16 protein-coding genes are annotated in these 16,282 nt (G+C 42.5%); 3 read left to right on the plus strand and 13 right to left on the minus strand.

The genetic code is table 11. The features are described from left to right. Window positions 1-41: 41 nt before the first annotated feature. The 4 genes from ACQ86K_RS17165 to ACQ86K_RS17180 all read right to left on the minus strand — a co-directional run bounded on the left by ACQ86K_RS17165 (window position 42) and on the right by ACQ86K_RS17180 (window position 4,039). A complete protein-coding gene (locus tag ACQ86K_RS17165) occupies window positions 42-1,898 on the minus strand; it encodes a beta-galactosidase (protein WP_091162845.1) in 1,857 nt (618 codons plus the stop codon). A gap of 278 nt (window positions 1,899-2,176) precedes the next feature. After that, window positions 2,177-2,689: a sigma-70 family RNA polymerase sigma factor gene (locus tag ACQ86K_RS17170; protein WP_431198406.1), complete on the minus strand. Its 513-nt coding sequence runs from the start codon at window positions 2,687-2,689 to the stop codon at window positions 2,177-2,179. Further along, window positions 2,670-3,032, minus strand: coding sequence for a sigma factor (locus ACQ86K_RS17175; protein ID WP_431198407.1), 363 nt, complete (start codon window positions 3,030-3,032; stop codon window positions 2,670-2,672). Before ACQ86K_RS17175 ends, ACQ86K_RS17170 begins: the two co-directional genes overlap by 20 nt. A gap of 11 nt (window positions 3,033-3,043) precedes the next feature. Beyond that, complete coding sequence (locus tag ACQ86K_RS17180) at window positions 3,044-4,039, minus strand: NAD-dependent epimerase/dehydratase family protein (RefSeq protein ID WP_091162843.1); 996 nt, start codon at window positions 4,037-4,039, stop codon at window positions 3,044-3,046. A 148-nt stretch (window positions 4,040-4,187) separates the two neighbouring features. On the opposite strand from ACQ86K_RS17180, the gene ACQ86K_RS17185 reads away from it, so the two are divergent. Then, the gene (locus ACQ86K_RS17185) at window positions 4,188-4,661 is read left to right on the plus strand and encodes an Lrp/AsnC family transcriptional regulator (RefSeq protein ID WP_090525447.1); all 474 of its coding nucleotides are present in this window, start codon (window positions 4,188-4,190) and stop codon (window positions 4,659-4,661) included. Between the two features lie 74 nt (window positions 4,662-4,735). On the opposite strand, the gene ACQ86K_RS17190 is transcribed toward ACQ86K_RS17185, so the two are convergent. Beyond that, window positions 4,736-4,981: a hypothetical protein gene (locus tag ACQ86K_RS17190; RefSeq protein WP_431198408.1), complete on the minus strand. Its 246-nt coding sequence runs from the start codon at window positions 4,979-4,981 to the stop codon at window positions 4,736-4,738. Between the two features lie 231 nt (window positions 4,982-5,212). Here ACQ86K_RS17190 and ACQ86K_RS17195 point away from each other — a divergent pair, with 231 nt between their 5' ends. Both ACQ86K_RS17195 and ACQ86K_RS17200 read left to right on the plus strand, forming a co-directional pair. After that, window positions 5,213-5,488, plus strand: coding sequence for an ArsR/SmtB family transcription factor (locus ACQ86K_RS17195; RefSeq protein ID WP_091162841.1), 276 nt, complete (start codon window positions 5,213-5,215; stop codon window positions 5,486-5,488). Between the two features lie 77 nt (window positions 5,489-5,565). Next, window positions 5,566-6,774, plus strand: coding sequence for an MFS transporter (locus tag ACQ86K_RS17200; RefSeq protein ID WP_091162840.1), 1,209 nt, complete (start codon window positions 5,566-5,568; stop codon window positions 6,772-6,774). Window positions 6,775-6,844: 70 nt separating this feature from the next. Here ACQ86K_RS17200 and ACQ86K_RS17205 read toward each other — a convergent pair whose 3' ends face one another. From ACQ86K_RS17205 to ACQ86K_RS17240, 8 genes are all read right to left on the minus strand, one after another. Continuing rightward, on the minus strand, window positions 6,845-8,089 hold the full coding sequence (locus ACQ86K_RS17205) for a DUF4998 domain-containing protein (protein WP_091162939.1): 1,245 nt from the start codon (window positions 8,087-8,089) through the stop codon (window positions 6,845-6,847). A gap of 34 nt (window positions 8,090-8,123) precedes the next feature. Continuing rightward, window positions 8,124-9,329, minus strand: a complete 1,206-nt coding sequence (locus ACQ86K_RS17210; protein WP_091162839.1) for a DUF5000 domain-containing lipoprotein — start codon at window positions 9,327-9,329, stop codon at window positions 8,124-8,126. A 37-nt stretch (window positions 9,330-9,366) separates the two neighbouring features. Further along, window positions 9,367-11,343 carry a RagB/SusD family nutrient uptake outer membrane protein gene (locus tag ACQ86K_RS17215; protein WP_091162838.1) on the minus strand — a complete coding sequence of 659 codons (1,977 nt, stop codon included), beginning with the start codon at window positions 11,341-11,343 and terminating at the stop codon, window positions 9,367-9,369. Window positions 11,344-11,362: 19 nt separating this feature from the next. Further along, window positions 11,363-13,867: a SusC/RagA family TonB-linked outer membrane protein gene (locus ACQ86K_RS17220; RefSeq protein ID WP_244311285.1), complete on the minus strand. Its 2,505-nt coding sequence runs from the start codon at window positions 13,865-13,867 to the stop codon at window positions 11,363-11,365. Between the two features lie 2 nt (window positions 13,868-13,869). Next, entirely contained in the window at window positions 13,870-14,874 is a 1,005-nt protein-coding gene (locus ACQ86K_RS17225; RefSeq protein WP_431198409.1) for a TonB-dependent receptor plug domain-containing protein, read from the minus strand. Window positions 14,875-15,112: 238 nt separating this feature from the next. Beyond that, entirely contained in the window at window positions 15,113-15,337 is a 225-nt protein-coding gene (locus ACQ86K_RS17230; protein ID WP_431198410.1) for a DUF4974 domain-containing protein, read from the minus strand. After that, window positions 15,334-15,912 (minus strand): FecR family protein, encoded by a 579-nt coding sequence (locus ACQ86K_RS17235; protein ID WP_431198411.1) that lies wholly within the window; start codon window positions 15,910-15,912, stop codon window positions 15,334-15,336. The genes ACQ86K_RS17230 and ACQ86K_RS17235 overlap by 4 nt, the downstream gene beginning before the upstream one ends. Then, window positions 15,890-16,255, minus strand: a complete 366-nt coding sequence (locus ACQ86K_RS17240; protein WP_431198412.1) for a hypothetical protein — start codon at window positions 16,253-16,255, stop codon at window positions 15,890-15,892. Before ACQ86K_RS17240 ends, ACQ86K_RS17235 begins: the two co-directional genes overlap by 23 nt. Window positions 16,256-16,282: the final 27 nt, after the last annotated feature.

Below are 16,282 nucleotides of genomic sequence, written 5' to 3' on the forward strand. Positions count from 1 at the left end.
CCAAGATAATTTCCTGCCGTCATTCCTTAAGTTAAATTATATTATTTACTCACCGGGCCATCTAATACCGGCATGGTTACCGTAACGATCTCCGTTTGATGGATATCATTCAACTGATCAAGTACAACGATACTGTTTGTACCTTTTTTAAGCCAGCAGCCTGGCAAATAAAGCGTTTGCTGCGGGCCAATTTTCCAATAGCGACCAATGTTGATCCCGTTTACAAATACTATACCCTTTCCCCAATTCTTCATGTCTAAAAAGGTATCCCCCACTTTATTCAGGTCAAATGTTCCCTGGTAAAGTGCTGGATGGCCGGTTGTGTTTGTTGTGCCTGCCCCGAGCGCCGGTGCTTTATCCATAGGTAGCTCATACATTTGCCAGTTACCTGTAATTTCATGATCGTCGTCCTTCACCGGGCTAATGATTCCTTTAAGATTGTGAATGATCTCGCCACCATAATTGATCCTGCCAAGGTTTTCAACCAAAATATCCAAACGCGCGTTAAAAGGAATATTTATAGGACAGCTGAATTTATTACTTTGTCTGTTAAGCTCCGCAACTTTTTCGCCATTTATATATATGGTTGCATAATCCCGCAGGCCTTCCAGGTTTAAAGTGCCGCTGACAGGCTGGGTAAATTTACGGCTGTATAATACATAACCATAGCCCTGATTAAGCGCTTCAAATGTTTGTGGGGTATCGCTTTCTACTGCCTGCTGGGCTTTCGCCATCTCCAGCAAATCGGCCGTTTTGGTAAGCTTAATAGCCGGAATCTGTATCACAGGGATCTGCGTAGGCACTTCAGGAATAGCATAGGCCGCATACTTTTTCATCAGGTTGCGGATAGCTGTAAACTTGGGAGTTATCCATCCTGCCTCACTAATAGGGGCGTCGTAATCATAGCTGGTGATATCCGGCTGAATTTGATGTTCCTTGTCATAATTAGCACCGCTTGTGAAACCAAAATTGGTGCCACCATGTGCCATGTATATATTAAATGATACGGTATCTTTCAGGTACTTCTCCAGGTCTTTGATTACCGAGGTTTCTGATACTTTTTCAAATTTCTCGCCCCAATGGTCAAGCCAGCCAGGATAATATTCGGCCACCATATAAGGGCCTTTTCCTCCGTTATATTGGTTAATGAGCTTCTTCAAATTTTTGGTATCACCTTCGCCATTGGCAGTTGGCAATGCCCCTTTAATTACGCCGCCTTCAAACAACCAGTCGCCATCAGAAGTAAACAATGGCACATCAACGCCCGCTTTTAAAAGCAGATCTTTTATAGCTGCGCTGTAAATTTTATGATCGGCAAGCGGCACATCCTTACGCTGGGCTACATATGATCCAAATTCATTTTCGGCCTGAACCATAATTATTGGCCCGCCATGGGTTATTTGCAAATCTTTAACCTGCCCCATCAACTGGTTGATGTAAGTTTTGCACGAATCAAGGAAGCGGTCGTTTTTACTGCGGATAACCAATTGTTTATCATTTTGGAGCCACCAAGGATAGCCGCCAAATTCCCATTCGGCACAAGCATAAGGCCCCGGCCTTAATATTACCATTAAGCCCTCCTGCTGTGCGGTTTTTACAAACTCGCGGATATCGCGGTTATCCGTTTTAAAATCCCATACACCCGGACTAACCTCATGATGGTTCCAGAAAACGTAAGTGGCAACCGCATTCATACCCATTGCCCTGAGCATTTGCAGGCGCTGCTTCCAGTAAGCTTTAGGGATTCTTGCAAAATGCATTTCGCCCGAGTGGATTTGGATAGGTTTTCCATCATAAATAAAATTGCCTTCAGCAATTTTAAAACTATGTTTCGCCTGGCTAAAAACCTGTGAAATTATGAGGGTTAGCAATAATAAAGAGAGGAGTGTTTTTTTCATTTGCATTTGTAGGGTTAAACATGATTGACCGTGTGTTAAGTGTACCGACCATGATGTTTTCAAGTTCCTAAATTATAAAGGTTAAATAGGAATGCCTAATTTCCTGCAATCTTAATTTAGCGCAAACGTTTGCTTAATCCAGCGGATGCAAGATAAATAGTTCAGCAGCTCATTTTAATCGCAAATTAGCCCTGAATAATGGACTGGTGAAGTTAATGCAGGATAAAGTATCGAAAGAAATTAAGACGCAGAAAAAATAAAATCCCTACCTGCTTATTTTAAATTTCAAGCTTTTTCAAATTAGCACTTTCCCTAAGCTTGTCAATAGCCCGGTTTCGTAGCTGCCTCACCCTTTCTGCGCTAATACCAAGCCGGTTACCGATTTCGGGAGCCGAGAGTTCACTGTGCCCGTCCAGACCATAATGATAAAACACAACAGATCGTTCAGCATCGTTTAGCTTATTAAGCAAATCATCAAGCTGCTGTTTAAGTTGGTAAGCTTCCAAAAGGCCTTCTATTCCGGGTTCATCTGTATGTAAACGATCAAGCAGGCTGTATCCGTCATTGCCGGGTGTATTGGCTTTATCATACGAATGTGTAAAAGGCGCCGCATGCAAAGCTTCTTTCACTTTCCATTCAGCAGTTTCCAGGAATGCCGCTATTTCATCCTGAACGGGCAGTCGCTCAAGTCGTTGTTCCAGAACCCCTGTAGCCCTGTTAACATGAACAATCATATCCACCTGGTTGGCAGGCAGGCGGATCATCCGCGTTTTATCTAACAGTGCTTCCATGATTCGCTGCCTGATCCACCAAACTGCATAAGATATAAACTTGAAGCCGCGGGTTCTCGTCAAACCGTTTCGCGGCTTCAAGCAAACCCAAATTACCTTCGCTTATCAGGTCGCCCATGGGCATGCCCTGGTGCTGATACTTTTTTGCCACGGAAACCACAAAACGCAGATTGGCCTTTACCAACCTATGCAAAGCCGACAGATCTCCCTGCCGGATCTTCCCAGCCAACAGAACTTCTTCTTCCGCATTGATAGTTGGCTCGCGGGTAATATCACTAAAATACTTCTCCAGCGAAGCAGCATCCCGGGCTGTGATCGATTGGGTAATATTCAGGTCTCTCATCAACCCCTTATTTAACTCACTGTTGCAATGTTGTTGTTTTTATAAACAGGTGTAAGATGATCAAGCATATCTGCAGTCATAGCGACAAGATCATATTCAGGGTGCCAGTTCCAGTCGCGCCTTGCTTCAGCATCATCAACACTGGCCGGCCATGAGTTTGCAATGGACTGGCGCTTGTCGATGCTATAACTGATGGTAAAATCGGGCAGGTGTTTGTTCAGTTCTGTGGCAAGCTCGGCAGGTGTAAAACTTAAAGCACCGATATTATATGCTCCGCGTTCTTTGAGTGCTTCCACGCGCGCGTTCATCAGTTGAAGTGTAGCCCTTACCGCGTCATCCATATACATCATAGGTAATGCAGTGTTGGGGCTTAGGTAGCATTCGTAACGTCCATTCTTCAAAGCTTCGTGAAATACAGCTACCGCATAGTCCGTAGTCCCCCCGCCAGCCGGGGCGCTGTAGCTGATCAATCCTGGATAACGCAGGCTGCGTACATCCACCCCATAATGCTCCCTGTAATAGGCGCACCATTGTTCACCAGCTTCCTTGCTGATACCATAGACAGTTTGCGGATCAAGCAAAGCATTCTGGGGACTGATCTTACGTGCTGTTGAAGGCCCGAATACAGCGATACTGCTCGGCCAAAACACTTTATCCAATTTATGATCTTTGGCTGCTTCCAATATATTGAGCAGGCTTTGCATGTTCAGGTGCCATGCTTTTAGCGGGGTCTCTTCTCCTTTGGCAGATAAGGTAGCTGCAAGATGATAAATTTGAGTTACTCCATAGGTAGCAACCAGGTTTTCCAGTTCATCTTTGTCTAATACATTTAACTGATGATATGGCCCTTCTAAATCCACGATTGTCGTAGCATCGTGTAAGTCGGTGGCAATTACTTGTTCCCTGCCATAAATATTTCTTAAAGCGGCAACCAGTTCGGTACCGATCTGCCCCCGGGCGCCCGTAACAAGGATTACCGGCGATAGTTGTTTTTTGTCGTGCTTCATAGTATTACGATGTAAAATTGTATATTCACAATCTCATAATCCACACAGCACTTAAAATTTGGTTTTTAAGACTAAAAATATTCTTAAAAACAGGTTTTAAAACTTTTGATAAATATTTAAAGCTTATATTTTAGTTTTTATAACTCTCATGCTCAACCAACTCGATGAAACAGATATCCGCATACTCCAGCTTTTACAGGAAAATGCGCGCCTTACCGGCCAGGAGATAGGCCTTAAGCTTAACAAAACCACTACTCCTATCAATAACAGGATCCGTTCGCTCCAGGAGCGAGGTTATATTAAAAAATATGTTGCGGTGCTTGATCATGAAAAGCTCGAGCTGGATTTCATGACCTTTACGCATGTGCAACTGAAGGACCACAGCCAGCACAGTTTAAGTCATTTTGAAAGTGAGATCATTAAACTTCCGGAAGTACTGGAATGCTATCACCTCACCGGCGATTTTGACTTTATACTTAAGGTAACCGTAAAAGACCGCAAAGAGTACTATGATTTTTTGATGAACCGGCTTTTCGCGGTTGTTGCCATTGGCAAGGTAGAAACCAAACTCGTAATGAAAGCTGCGAAAACAGAAACGGCTTTACCAATCGGCAAACAGTAGTTTTAGTGCATTAAAAATAGGTCTCCGTAGACGCCACAAGCGAAAGCAGCTCAAGCTTGGGTTCGACTTCTAAATCACTGGCCTCGAGTCTCGTCAGCAAACTTATGGAACGAAGCCAGCCCTTGTAATACAAGGTGGGCTTCTTCATTTTCGAGCTGATCAAAATGCATGAATGTTTTACCGTCGGGCAATAGCCATGCTGTATATTTAATACCGGGATGATTTAAAGTTTTCAACTCTTCAACAATGGCAGCGATGTTCCGCTGATTGGTGGCCGCAAACTCCGCGCGCGTGGTGTATTGTACTCTTACTACTTTCATACCATAAAATTAAGATCAGCACGATCACTATTAAACAGGCAAATGTGCCAACAAACGGGTGTGTTTGTGACAAAATGAAACATCGGAGAAGCATCTCTCTCCCATAAGGCTTGCCCATATATCCTTTTATTGTCATTTATGCGTGTTAAATACATAGAAACATTTCTATATGTTAATATTATTTTACCTTTACACTATAACGTTGAATACATATATAATTGACGGCAAAAAATGGACAACAAAAAAATAGAGAAAATATCCAAGGCGCTGAGTGATGCGAACCGGATAGCTATTTTACAACAGTTTAAAAAAAGGAAAGATTGCCTTTACTGTGCGGAGGTAAATGATCTGCTTGACCTTACGCAGCCTTCCGTATCACACCACCTTAAACAACTGGTTGATGCCGATTTATTACTATCACAAAAAGAAGGTCGGAACCTTAAATATGTATTGAACCAACAGGTACTTAACGACTACATTGCCTGCCTGAACGAACTGAAAAGCTAAGTACTGACATCTTCTGATTTGACTGGTTACTTCAACATAAAACATCGAAACATTCAAATATTCAAATACATCTACTCATGAATAAATTAATCTACATTATGGCCCTTGGTGCCTTCGGCATCATAACCACGGAGTTCGGAGTTATCGGTATCCTTCCTGACCTGGTGAAAGAATTTCATATTTCCATTGATACGGCAGGTTGGCTGCTTAGTGCTTTCGCGTTAACTGTGGCCCTTGCGGGACCGTTTACCAATATGCTAACAGCACGTCTTAACCGCAAATTTGTGATGTGCCTGGTATTAGGGATATTTGTTATTTCCAACCTGTTATCGGCAATAGCGCCGAACTTCACCGTGCTTATGATTGCCCGTATATTACCGGCGTTTTTACACCCGGTGTTTTGGGCTGTATCCATGACTGCAGCTGCAAAACAAGCAGGGCCAAAAGACGCGCCCAAAGCCATCTCTATAGTAATGGCCGGACTTAGCGTTGCCACCGTGTTGGGCGTACCCTTAACCACCTATATGGCAGATCTCTTTAGTTGGAGGGCATCTTTTATCTTATCGGCCATCATTAACTTATTAGCCTTTGGCGCATTGACGCTATTTGCACCTTCAATGCCGGTTAATGAAGAACAGCCAAGCCCCAAAAGCCAGGTAAAGCTGCTGCGGAGTGCACACTTATGGATTAAGCTACTGGCTTCAACCATTATCCTGGCAGGCATGTTTGCCACCTATGGTTATCTTGCCGAATACCTGGATAAAGTTTCGCGTATGAGCGGGGCTCAGATTAGCATCATGTTGCTGGTATTTGGAGGAACAGGGATAGCGGGCAACTGGCTTATGGGTGTAGCGCTTAGTAAAAATGTAACGCTTACAACGCGGCTGTTTTTGCTGTCTTTAGTTGCAACCCATGTATTGGCCTATATGTTTGGCGGACATTTTATTCCAATGGTTATTATTCTTTCAGTTTGGGGATTTATACACACCGGAGGATTTTTGGCGGCAAATATACAGCTTACCCATGGCATTCAGGAACCAGCGCTTGACTTTGTAAACAGCCTGCTTCCCTCCTTCTTTAACGCCGGTATTACATTGGGCACTTTACTGGGTGGTTTTGTGATTGCTCATTATGGTATCCATCAGGTAATCTGGATGACAGTACCCCTGCTTTTACTTGCATTTGGCATGAGTTTTATTAACTCAAATGCTACAAAAAAATCGATATCAGCTCAAATTGACGAAATACCAGAGGGCGAACCTGTACAAGTGGCCATTTATGAATAAGCTCAATTGTAAACGATAGCTATATTAAAGTAAAAAGCCCCCGGCTAACACCAGGGACTTTTTATCACTTTTAATTTTTAAACAGTTTAATATTAAACACCGTAAAATAATTGCCCGGATTTCCATTACCGACCAGATTACCCAGAAATCCTATGGACACCACCTGCGGTGAAGAGATTGTAAAGGTGAAGGTTTTTACGTCTCTTGAACTCGGACTGGTTGTACCTACATTTGCACCGTTATACATCTTTACAGATCCCAGCGCTGTTGAAAGGTTTGCGAGTATCGGGATGCCGTTCCCTCCGGCAGCTGCCACACAATAAACCGATGAATTTGATTGCACCTCCGAATAGGCATCAAATGACACAGTATAACTTCCTGCCGATAGCTGCGAAGAAGTAACCTGATATACGATACCGTTTACTACCGGGGTATTATTCCATGTTTCCCAGTTAATGGTACCACCGCCATCAGAACTATAGCCCCCATTGGTACCGCCATCTTTATTTTTGGCCGCCGCATTGGTTATCCAGGGCGCAGCGAGGGTTCCCCAACGGCCATCAAAGGTGTTTCTTTGAAAAGGCCCTGTGTTTAAGAGGTAAGCATTAGTTACATCGATTACCTTCTGATCTACGTAATCTGCATAAAAAGTATCAATGGCCGTTTTATTGGGTTTAAAACCTGTGCGGTAACTAAGCGTTTTTCCAGCATTAAATTTAGGCAGAGATGTGCTTAAACCAGTTGGCTGCGATACAATTACTGTATCGCGTTGTTTGTTGGCGGCGTCTGTGTATTTTAGTTCCATTGAAACCAATCCGTCATCAGCATTCACGTCAGCCCAGTTAATTAACGCTGAGCCATCTGTTTGTAATTTGACCGCGATTATACCTCTGTTGATAAGTGAACTTTGGTAAAGATTACCATATACATTGGCAGCCAACGTAACCGGAACGGAAATATGCCCCCCGTTATCAAAAGTGCGGACCTCGAAGGTCATTGTACCTTCAGGTAAATTGGGTATGAACAATTTAGCCGTATCAACCCCGGATGTACGGGTTACCGGCGTTTCTATCGAATCCTGTTTACTGTTCCAGTATACCCGGTATTTCACAATTTTAGGGTCAGATGTAAACAGACCGGTTAGCAAAACACGGTTCCTGCCAGAGAACACCTGAACGGAATCCAGTTTGCCTGGATATATTATTGCCCCATTGGGCTCATATTTCTTTTTATAATCATCCATTTTTGTACAGGCGCTCATAGTGAAAGCGGCCAGCACTAAAAGATAGCATGATGTTATTTTATATAGTTTCATAATTGTAATTAAATTGATAAATGCATCGGCCTTGTTACTTTCCAAACATGGTAAATTCACTGATACTCATAAAGTACGATCCTGTCCAGTTACGCAAGCTCCTGATCCTGATGTACCTGTAAGCACTTAATCCGGCAGGGAAATCAAAACCCCATCCGTCATGTGCATATTTGTAATCAGCAGCTGTTTCCGTACCTGAAGGGGAACCAGATGGTTTTACTATGTTACAGGTTAACAATTTCGTCCATGAAGCATCCAGCGCGCCATTCACATTTGGCGAATTTGACCCCCATATTTCAAAATCACGCAAATTACCCCTTACATAATATACATTACCGATCTCGATGAATGGATTGAGAATAAAGCGGCTGAATACCCTTTGTTTACCAAGATCGATTGTTACCATTTGCGGGCTTCCGGCACTTTCAACCGTGAAGAGGCAATTTGGCCAACCGCCGGTAAAGTTTCCGTCAAAAATTTTGGTTACATCGGTATATGAATACAAGTTGGTTGCGTCGCCTGGCAGCTTGTAAACCGACCAATCCGATTTTGAAAACTGCTCCTCATAAAAAGGCGTAAGATTTAAAAATAAAGTGTCGGATTTATTTAAAAATCTATCCCTTACAAAGAATGCGTACTTACGCTCAATAGCCGGCTGACCTCTTACAGCAGCTTTTATTGAGATGCTGTTACTGTAAACATTATCCATACCCTTTGGCTGCACATATAAACTATTGTTAGCTGTATCAACCATTGGTACTATAACCAGGTTATCCTGGGTAAGGTTATCACAAGCAATGTTAAAACCACCGAAAGTAGCAGTTATTTTAAGTGATCGGTAAGCAAGGAGATACGGTGGCGTTAAAGGGTTTGCTGTGACACTAACAGGTGCCGAAACCTTTTCGCTTGAATTTACTGCGTAAAGCTTTATCACATGTGCCAGAGTATCGCCAAAGCCATCAACAGTTAATGTATTGGTGTAGCGTGATGCAATTACCTCGCGTGTTTTACCCGGAGAGGTTTCGTAAACTGCTTTTACGTAAAACAGATCATTATCTCCGGGTAACGTATAAGTTAAACTGGCTTTACCGTTTTCGTTTTGTACCTGCACGTTGGTAACAACTCCAGGCGGGTTGTTATTAGTTATAGTAGGTTTATTAAGTGTTTCCTGCTTACAGCCCGTTATTATTATTGCTAACAACCCGATCCAGAAAGCAGCCCGTAATTTCATTGTTTCCATGTGAATGTTTTTATTGTTAAACATATTGTCGCTATATCTACCAGTTAGGGTTTTGAACCAGGTTTTGGTTAACCAGTAAATCGCTTTCTTTTATCGGCCATAAGTAATCGCGCGGAATCACAAAATGCCGCGAAAAAATCAACCGTTCGCGATAATACAACTGAGGTGAATTTTCGCTTATTGTCCATCCTGTTACGTTTCCATTAAGTTCAACACCGGCTGTTTTCCAGCGTAAAAGGTCCCAAAACCGGTGGCCTTCAAAACAAAGTTCAAGGCTGCGTTCCCGCTGTATAATCGACCGCATTCCTTCTTTCGTAGTATATTTGGTTGGATTAATACTGTAATTAGTCCAGGCATCCTGAACCGTAGGCAGGCCGGCCCGCGCCCTTACGCGGTTTACGTAGGTATATACATCAGCTACAGGCCCCTGAGCTTCATTTAATGCCTCTGAATAAAGCAAATACAGATCAGACAAACGCATTTCGGGCCAAGGGTAATTGATATAGGTAACCGTTGCCCATTCGTAGTGCCAGTTAAGGGCTTTTTTCATATAAAAACCAGCAATTGGTATAGGTGAAGATTGGCCTACTTCAGCACCACGAGCCTTCATCCACCAGGTATCTTCATCGGTTTTAGTTGGGCTGTTGGCCATATACCAAACACCGCGGTCAAATCCCAGATCGGCATAGTAGCGCGGTTCCCTGTCAAAATTAAGCCTTGCAGTTGTTTCCCCTTCTTTGATGTTAAAACGCTCATCATGAGTACCAACTCTTAACTGGGCTACATCACTAAAATCAAGAGTTTTATCTTCGTTAATCGGCACCCCGTTTTTAGTGTAGAACATCTTAGCCATTTTTAAGGTAGGGCCAAGTAACGGGCGATTGGCTGACTTTGCTGCATCGGCATTGTTAAAATCATATTGCCCGGCGCACATCGACTGGAAGAATGAATTATAGTTGATGTTATTATTGGCAGTTAGCCCCCATATCAGTTCTTCATTCCACTTTTCGCTCATCGCGTTTCTGATACCCATTTGAGTCATAGTAGTTTGACTAAGTGGATTAGTAGGTGTAGGAAACGTATAAAGGCGTATATTTTGGGATTCGCAAAAATCAATGGCTGCTTTGCAGGCATCGGCAGCGCGCTGCCATTTTTCGACACTAAAAGTAGGGTTAAACAACTGCTCGCCATCCTTATTCTTGAATGAATTATAATCCGGGTTGCCATTAAACAACGGGCTTGCCGCCGTTACCAGCAATTTGGCTTTCATACTCAAAGCAGCCGCCTTGGTAACACGCCCCAGTTCACTTCCTTCATTCCTGATTGTTAAAGGTAGTTTTGCAGCAGCCTGATCATATAATCCGGCTATATAATTTACTACTTCATCAACCGGCCTGCGTTTTACCCGTATATCGTCGATGGACGCGTCAATGGGCAGATTTTTATCGATAATGGGTATTGGCCCATAAGCCCTGAAAAGTTGAAAATGATAAAAAGCCTTTAAAAATTGGGCTTCCGCTATCCAACGCTCACGTGTGTCAATATCCAAATCCAGCACCTTGCTTTTGTCGCTTACATTTTCAATAAAAACATTACAATCCCGTATAGCCTTATAATTCGCAGCCGCGTCCCTGGTACCATTCATATAATTGGCTATAGGGTCAGACGAGTTTTGGAATCCTCTGGGCAGTTGCAGTACGTTTGTTGACCGTATGTGATTTGCAGGGTCTTCCACCCAAACTTCATCACCGGCGGTAAGCCCAACGTTATAAGTAGGATCTGTTTCCGTTGGCAGGTATGAGTAGCAGGTAAATAAATACTTTTCGGCCTCGGTTTGTGAAACAAAGGCGTTGGCTATTGTTGATACGTTATCAGGGACAACATCCAAAAATGATTTTTTACAGGATGTTACCGGCACAATCATTATCAAGATCATTATTACCATGGAGATATTCCTCTTTGGTGTTTGACTTAATACCGATTGCTTAATTTTTTGTATAAAATTACTTTTCATATAATTAATTTGAAAGCTTTTAAAATTCTACCCGCAGGCCCACGTTAAATACTTTTTGAATCGGGTAACCCAATCCTGAGGTTCCCATTTCGGGATCCCAAAGCTTGAAGCTGCTGAAGGTTAACAGGTTTAAGCCGTTTAGATAGATACGTGCGCTATTCAAATGGATAAACTTGAGTTGACTCTTATTGAAATTGTATCCAAGTTCTGCCGACTTCAGGCGCAGGAACGAACCATTTCTTAACCACCATGTTGATGTTGGAGAATTTGGGGTTGCGCTGTTGTTGGCTTGTATGGTATTACTTAAGCGTGGCCAAAACGCGTAAGGGTTACGATTATCTTCAGACCAGTGATCATCGGCAATTGATTTTAACAAGCCGCTTTGGTTACCGGTGTTAAGACCGTTATCCTGCCTGCCGCTCACTAAATAAAAAGGAGAAATATCTGCTGAATTGATGACGAAAGAAGATCTTGCCGAGCCCTGGAAAAACGCGCTGATATCGAAGTTTTTATACCCAACAGAAAAACCGAAACCGTAGATGATTTCCGGCACTTGCGGATACCCTATCGGCACTATATCTGAACTGGTTATTTTTCCATCGCCATTCATGTCGCGGTATTTAATATCGCCGGCTTTATAGTCGCCAAAGCTTTGGACGGGCGAGTTGGCTACCTCTACATTATCAATAAATAACCGCTCGGCTATAAGTCCATATATCTGGCTTAAGGAATTACCTACTTTGCTCAGGTATTGAAGGTTATTTGGGTAAACAGGTTCTTCATTTTTCAACAGCTTGCTCTTAGCATAAGTAAGCGTACCGCGCGATTGGATCCAGAAAGAGTTGTTAAAGTTTTTCTTGTAATCCATAGCAATGTCCACCCCTTTACTGGATGATTTACCTGCGTTTGAAGATATATCAGCCTGTAAACCCATAGAGGTTGGGATGGTGCTGCGTACCATTAAAATATTATCACGTTTTTGTTGGTAGGCATCAACTGTTAATGTGAAGTTTTTGGCCACAGTTAAATCCATACCGATGTTAGTTTGCCTTGATTGCTCCCAGGTGATATTTTGATTTTCATAACGATTGGTAACCACGCCCGGCCTGCTATACAGGTAGTTGGTACCAAACTGGCCATAGGCGCCATTATTTAAGTTAACATCAGACAGGTAGAAAAAACGATCTTCCGGCTTTCCTATCTGATCGTTACCCACTAAACCATAGGTAACCCTGAATTTAAGGTTATCGATAGTTGAAAGCAATGGCTCAAAAAACTTCTCGTTAGATACTACCCAACCTGCACCCACAGACGGGAAAAAACCAAAACGGTGATTACTTGCAAAACGCTCAGACCCATTGTAACCAAAGTTAAACTCAAATAGGTAGCGGTTATCATAACCATAGGTAAACCTGCCCGACACCCCTTGATTACGTGACGGCAATGATAATTGTAATGTTTTGGCATTACCTGTAAGATAGTTACGCATAGTCCCGATCAGTAACCCGCTAACAGCGTGTTTTTGGGCAAAGGTGCGGTTATAGGTTACCGCCGTTTCAATGTAAGCTATGGAATTAGAAACATTTAACGCCGGATCTTGATTATAAGTCAAATATTCGGTTGGCGTATTGCCAACGCTGCTGCCTGCCAATCCGTTATTAAGTAGCGTTAACCCATTAAAAGTTCCGTTAACTACATCCGATTGGTAATAATAAGGGCTATACTGACGCGAAACGGTGAAGTATGAATAACGCGTAGTATACGCCATTGCCCTTGCCGATAAACCCTGCGTTATAAAATCAAGCTTTTGACTTAAGCTTAATTGCGCTGTCAGTGTGCTGGTATTTGAGCTTTGGAAACCAGACAGGGATTGCGCATATGGATTCATATACAAACCGCCACCGGGTATAATGGCATTACCGAAAAGCGGGTGGTTTACATATGGCAGCAAATTACCCGGATAAATTGCCGGAAAAGCTACAGGATTACTCCAAAGGGCATTTAAAAAAGTGTAACCGCCGCCGCCGATAGGGCCATGATAACTATCAAACTGACCTTTTAAGCTCACCACCGCCTCTGTGGTTTTAGTAAGGTTTAAAGTTGTATTTGATAAAAGAGAATATGATTGCAGCTTAATGTTGTTGCTGAAATTGTTAAGGCTGTTCTCGGCCAGGTTGCCATTATCAATATTATAGGTCATGGCCAGATAGTACTTAGCTTTTTCTGACCCGCCGCTGGCGTTCATATTAAACCGTTGGTTATTGGTTTTGGTTTTGATCAACTGCTTGATCCAATTATTACTGGGATATAACAGCGGGTCATCGCCTTTTGCAGTATGATCTATTTTATTTTGAGAATAAGGCAAGATGCCCAGCGGATTACGGGTAAGTACCGCTTCATTAGCCAATGTCATGTAACTAATATTATCGGCCAGATCAATATTCTTGACGTTTGATGATGTTGAATTTTCACCCCGGATATTGAATTTTACAGCCCCTGTTTCACCACGCTTAGTGGTTACCAATATTACACCGTTTGCCCCCTTGCGCCATATAGTGATGAGGCTGTAGCGTCCTTCAGTACCGAAAAGCCCGATATGTCATCCGGCTGAAGCCTTGCCAGATCGGTTGTGCCCATTTCAATGCCATCGATCAATATCAGCGGATCAACCTTACCAGCTCCAAACGTACCCACGCCCCTGATAAAGAACTGGGCATTATCAGCACCCGGTTCACCACTTCTTTGATAAGAGATCATCCCCGGTACCACGCCTGCCAGCATGGTGGTAAGGTTACTTGAAGGTCCTTTTAGTTGCTTAGGGTTTACAGTTGTAATGGAACTAACAAGACTTGTCTTTTTTTGCGTACCGTAGGCAACAACTGCAACCTCCTCAAGCGCATTTTTATCAGCCCCCATTTGCACGTTTATTTTATAAACGCCGGCTGCCGACGGGGAATAGTTTGCAAGATCAAACTCCTGCGATTTTGATCCCACAAATGAAAATATAATAACTGAACTTCCGCCTTCCTTTAAATTGAGAGTGTACTTTCCATCCATGTCTGACTGTGTGCCGTTCATGGTTCCCTTAACCTTAACACTTACACCTGGTAAAGTAAGCCCCTTGTCATCAGAAACAACTCCCTGCACTTTTTTAGGAACGACGGCTCCTGCAGGTTCTTTTTTGGGAGGGTTTACAATGGGCGCGGGTTCACTCTTTTCAATAACAATGAGTTGGTCGCGCACTACATAAGTCAGGTTTTTTCCTTTTAAAAGAACGCCGAACACTTCTTTCAGTTCAGCGTTTTTAAAATCTACAGTAACCAATTCTTTGTCATTCAAAAGAGTGTTACTGTAAAAAACGGTTAGGCCCGTTTGCTTTTTGATTGATTTAAATACATCGGCCAAACTGATGTTAGCCTTTTTAAGTGTTATTGGTCCGGTACCCTGCGCTTGTACAGCGCTATACCGGGTTACCAATAAAAGAAAAATAAAGGGCAGTATAAGCCGCCGGCTGAATAGAATTCTCTCCATATTTATTGGGTTTACGATTTGGTTTTCTCTAAGACCTGTTCCTGCTAAAACGGGTGAACGGAAATAAGAAAAATTGTATTTTTTATTAAAATGAAAAACCAACATTGTTAATCAACACTATTTCAATACATTACTAATGCTATCCGTTTGACAAACAAGGGCAAATGATTCCCATGGCGCATAACGGCCAGGCATTAAATAACCAGGAAACAGGTTGTGGTTTAACCGTGGCGTTTTCTTACCTGATGTGTAAAACCCCTTCCTTTAAAAGGGCCGAAACTCCTGCAGATGCTTTAATATTTTGAATGAAAACTTCAATTGGTTTGTTTTTTTGAATAGCGCCACTAAATGCTTCATCAGCTTTCGCAGGATCGTCAAAAACTACTTTTACATCAAACCAGCGGAGCAGTACATCGCTTATATCGTGAAGTTTAGTGTTATGGAAATAATAAATATCATTCATCCAGGCCAGTTCAACGCCAGGATCAAATGGCTGAGCCCGGAACCCGGAACCCGATGTATAAACAGCCTGGTAGCCTGGTTGTAAAAGCATTTTTTGCTTATCCCCCCGCTTGTTGATACCGAGCCTTCAACCAACGAAGTTACTATTTCATCAGCATGATAAGTATTTACATTAAACTCCGTACCTAAAACTTTCACATCAGTTTGGCCCGTATGAACTATAAAAGGGTGAGCAGCATTTTTTGCAACTTTAAAAAAAGCTTCGCCTGTTAAGTACACTTCCCTGGTTTTGCCTAAAAATGAAAACGGGAAGCGCAGGCTCGATACCGAATTTAACCAAACCTGTGTACCGTCTGAAAGTACTATCCGGTAGTTTAATTTTGAAGGAATAAGGAGCGTGCTCCACTCCTCATTTTTACTATTATCTACCTGGTAACTTAAACCGTTAACACCTTTCTTTAAATGAGCAAACGACATATTAATCACCTTTTTGCTGGTATCAGACAGGTTGATATGCTCACCGTTTGCCAGCCGTAACTCAATGGACGGCGTTTTAAGATTTTTTTGCAGCAACAAGATTATTAACAGGTATTTGCCGCCAATAATATCCGGCAGTAAAAGCGACACATAATAAAGCCGCTATAGAAAGCCATTTTATTGCGCCTGCCCAGCCATGCCTGATCGATCGTACCGGCTTTATTTCGGGCTGGATTGTATTCCAGGCTTTATTTTCATCAATATTATTAAAGAAGGTTTGAGCTTTATCTGAAGTAAGTACCTGTTGCATTTCATCCCACAGTTGTTTAATCCGGGGATCATTTTGTATAGCCTGTTCAAGCAAATGACTGTCTTCCTCACTTATTACGCCTGCAATTTGCTCAATTATCAGTTCCTGAAAATACGCTTTATTGTATGTCATTATATATAAGACCTCATTATGGATAAA

This window comes from Mucilaginibacter sp. P19 (assembly GCF_050632265.1).
Lineage (GTDB): Bacteria > Bacteroidota > Bacteroidia > Sphingobacteriales > Sphingobacteriaceae > Mucilaginibacter > Mucilaginibacter gossypii.

What these genes read in the sequence shown, in the direction of transcription:
- ACQ86K_RS17165 (WP_091162845.1), bottom strand. Translation starts at nt 1,898, where the DNA reads ATGAAAAAAACACTCCTCTCTTTATTATTGCTAACCCTCATAATTTCA.
- ACQ86K_RS17170 (WP_431198406.1), bottom strand. Translation starts at nt 2,689, where the DNA reads ATGGAAGCACTGTTAGATAAAACGCGGATGATCCGCCTGCCTGCCAAC.
- ACQ86K_RS17175 (WP_431198407.1), bottom strand. Translation starts at nt 3,032, where the DNA reads ATGAGAGACCTGAATATTACCCAATCGATCACAGCCCGGGATGCTGCT.
- ACQ86K_RS17180 (WP_091162843.1), bottom strand. Translation starts at nt 4,039, where the DNA reads ATGAAGCACGACAAAAAACAACTATCGCCGGTAATCCTTGTTACGGGC.
- ACQ86K_RS17185 (WP_090525447.1), top strand. Translation starts at nt 4,188, where the DNA reads ATGCTCAACCAACTCGATGAAACAGATATCCGCATACTCCAGCTTTTA.
- ACQ86K_RS17190 (WP_431198408.1), bottom strand. Translation starts at nt 4,981, where the DNA reads ATGAAAGTAGTAAGAGTACAATACACCACGCGCGCGGAGTTTGCGGCC.
- ACQ86K_RS17195 (WP_091162841.1), top strand. Translation starts at nt 5,213, where the DNA reads ATGGACAACAAAAAAATAGAGAAAATATCCAAGGCGCTGAGTGATGCG.
- ACQ86K_RS17200 (WP_091162840.1), top strand. Translation starts at nt 5,566, where the DNA reads ATGAATAAATTAATCTACATTATGGCCCTTGGTGCCTTCGGCATCATA.
- ACQ86K_RS17205 (WP_091162939.1), bottom strand. Translation starts at nt 8,089, where the DNA reads ATGAAACTATATAAAATAACATCATGCTATCTTTTAGTGCTGGCCGCT.
- ACQ86K_RS17210 (WP_091162839.1), bottom strand. Translation starts at nt 9,329, where the DNA reads ATGGAAACAATGAAATTACGGGCTGCTTTCTGGATCGGGTTGTTAGCA.
- ACQ86K_RS17215 (WP_091162838.1), bottom strand. Translation starts at nt 11,343, where the DNA reads ATGAAAAGTAATTTTATACAAAAAATTAAGCAATCGGTATTAAGTCAA.
- ACQ86K_RS17225 (WP_431198409.1), bottom strand. Translation starts at nt 14,874, where the DNA reads ATGGAGAGAATTCTATTCAGCCGGCGGCTTATACTGCCCTTTATTTTT.
- ACQ86K_RS17230 (WP_431198410.1), bottom strand. Translation starts at nt 15,337, where the DNA reads ATGAATGATATTTATTATTTCCATAACACTAAACTTCACGATATAAGC.
- ACQ86K_RS17240 (WP_431198412.1), bottom strand. Translation starts at nt 16,255, where the DNA reads ATGACATACAATAAAGCGTATTTTCAGGAACTGATAATTGAGCAAATT.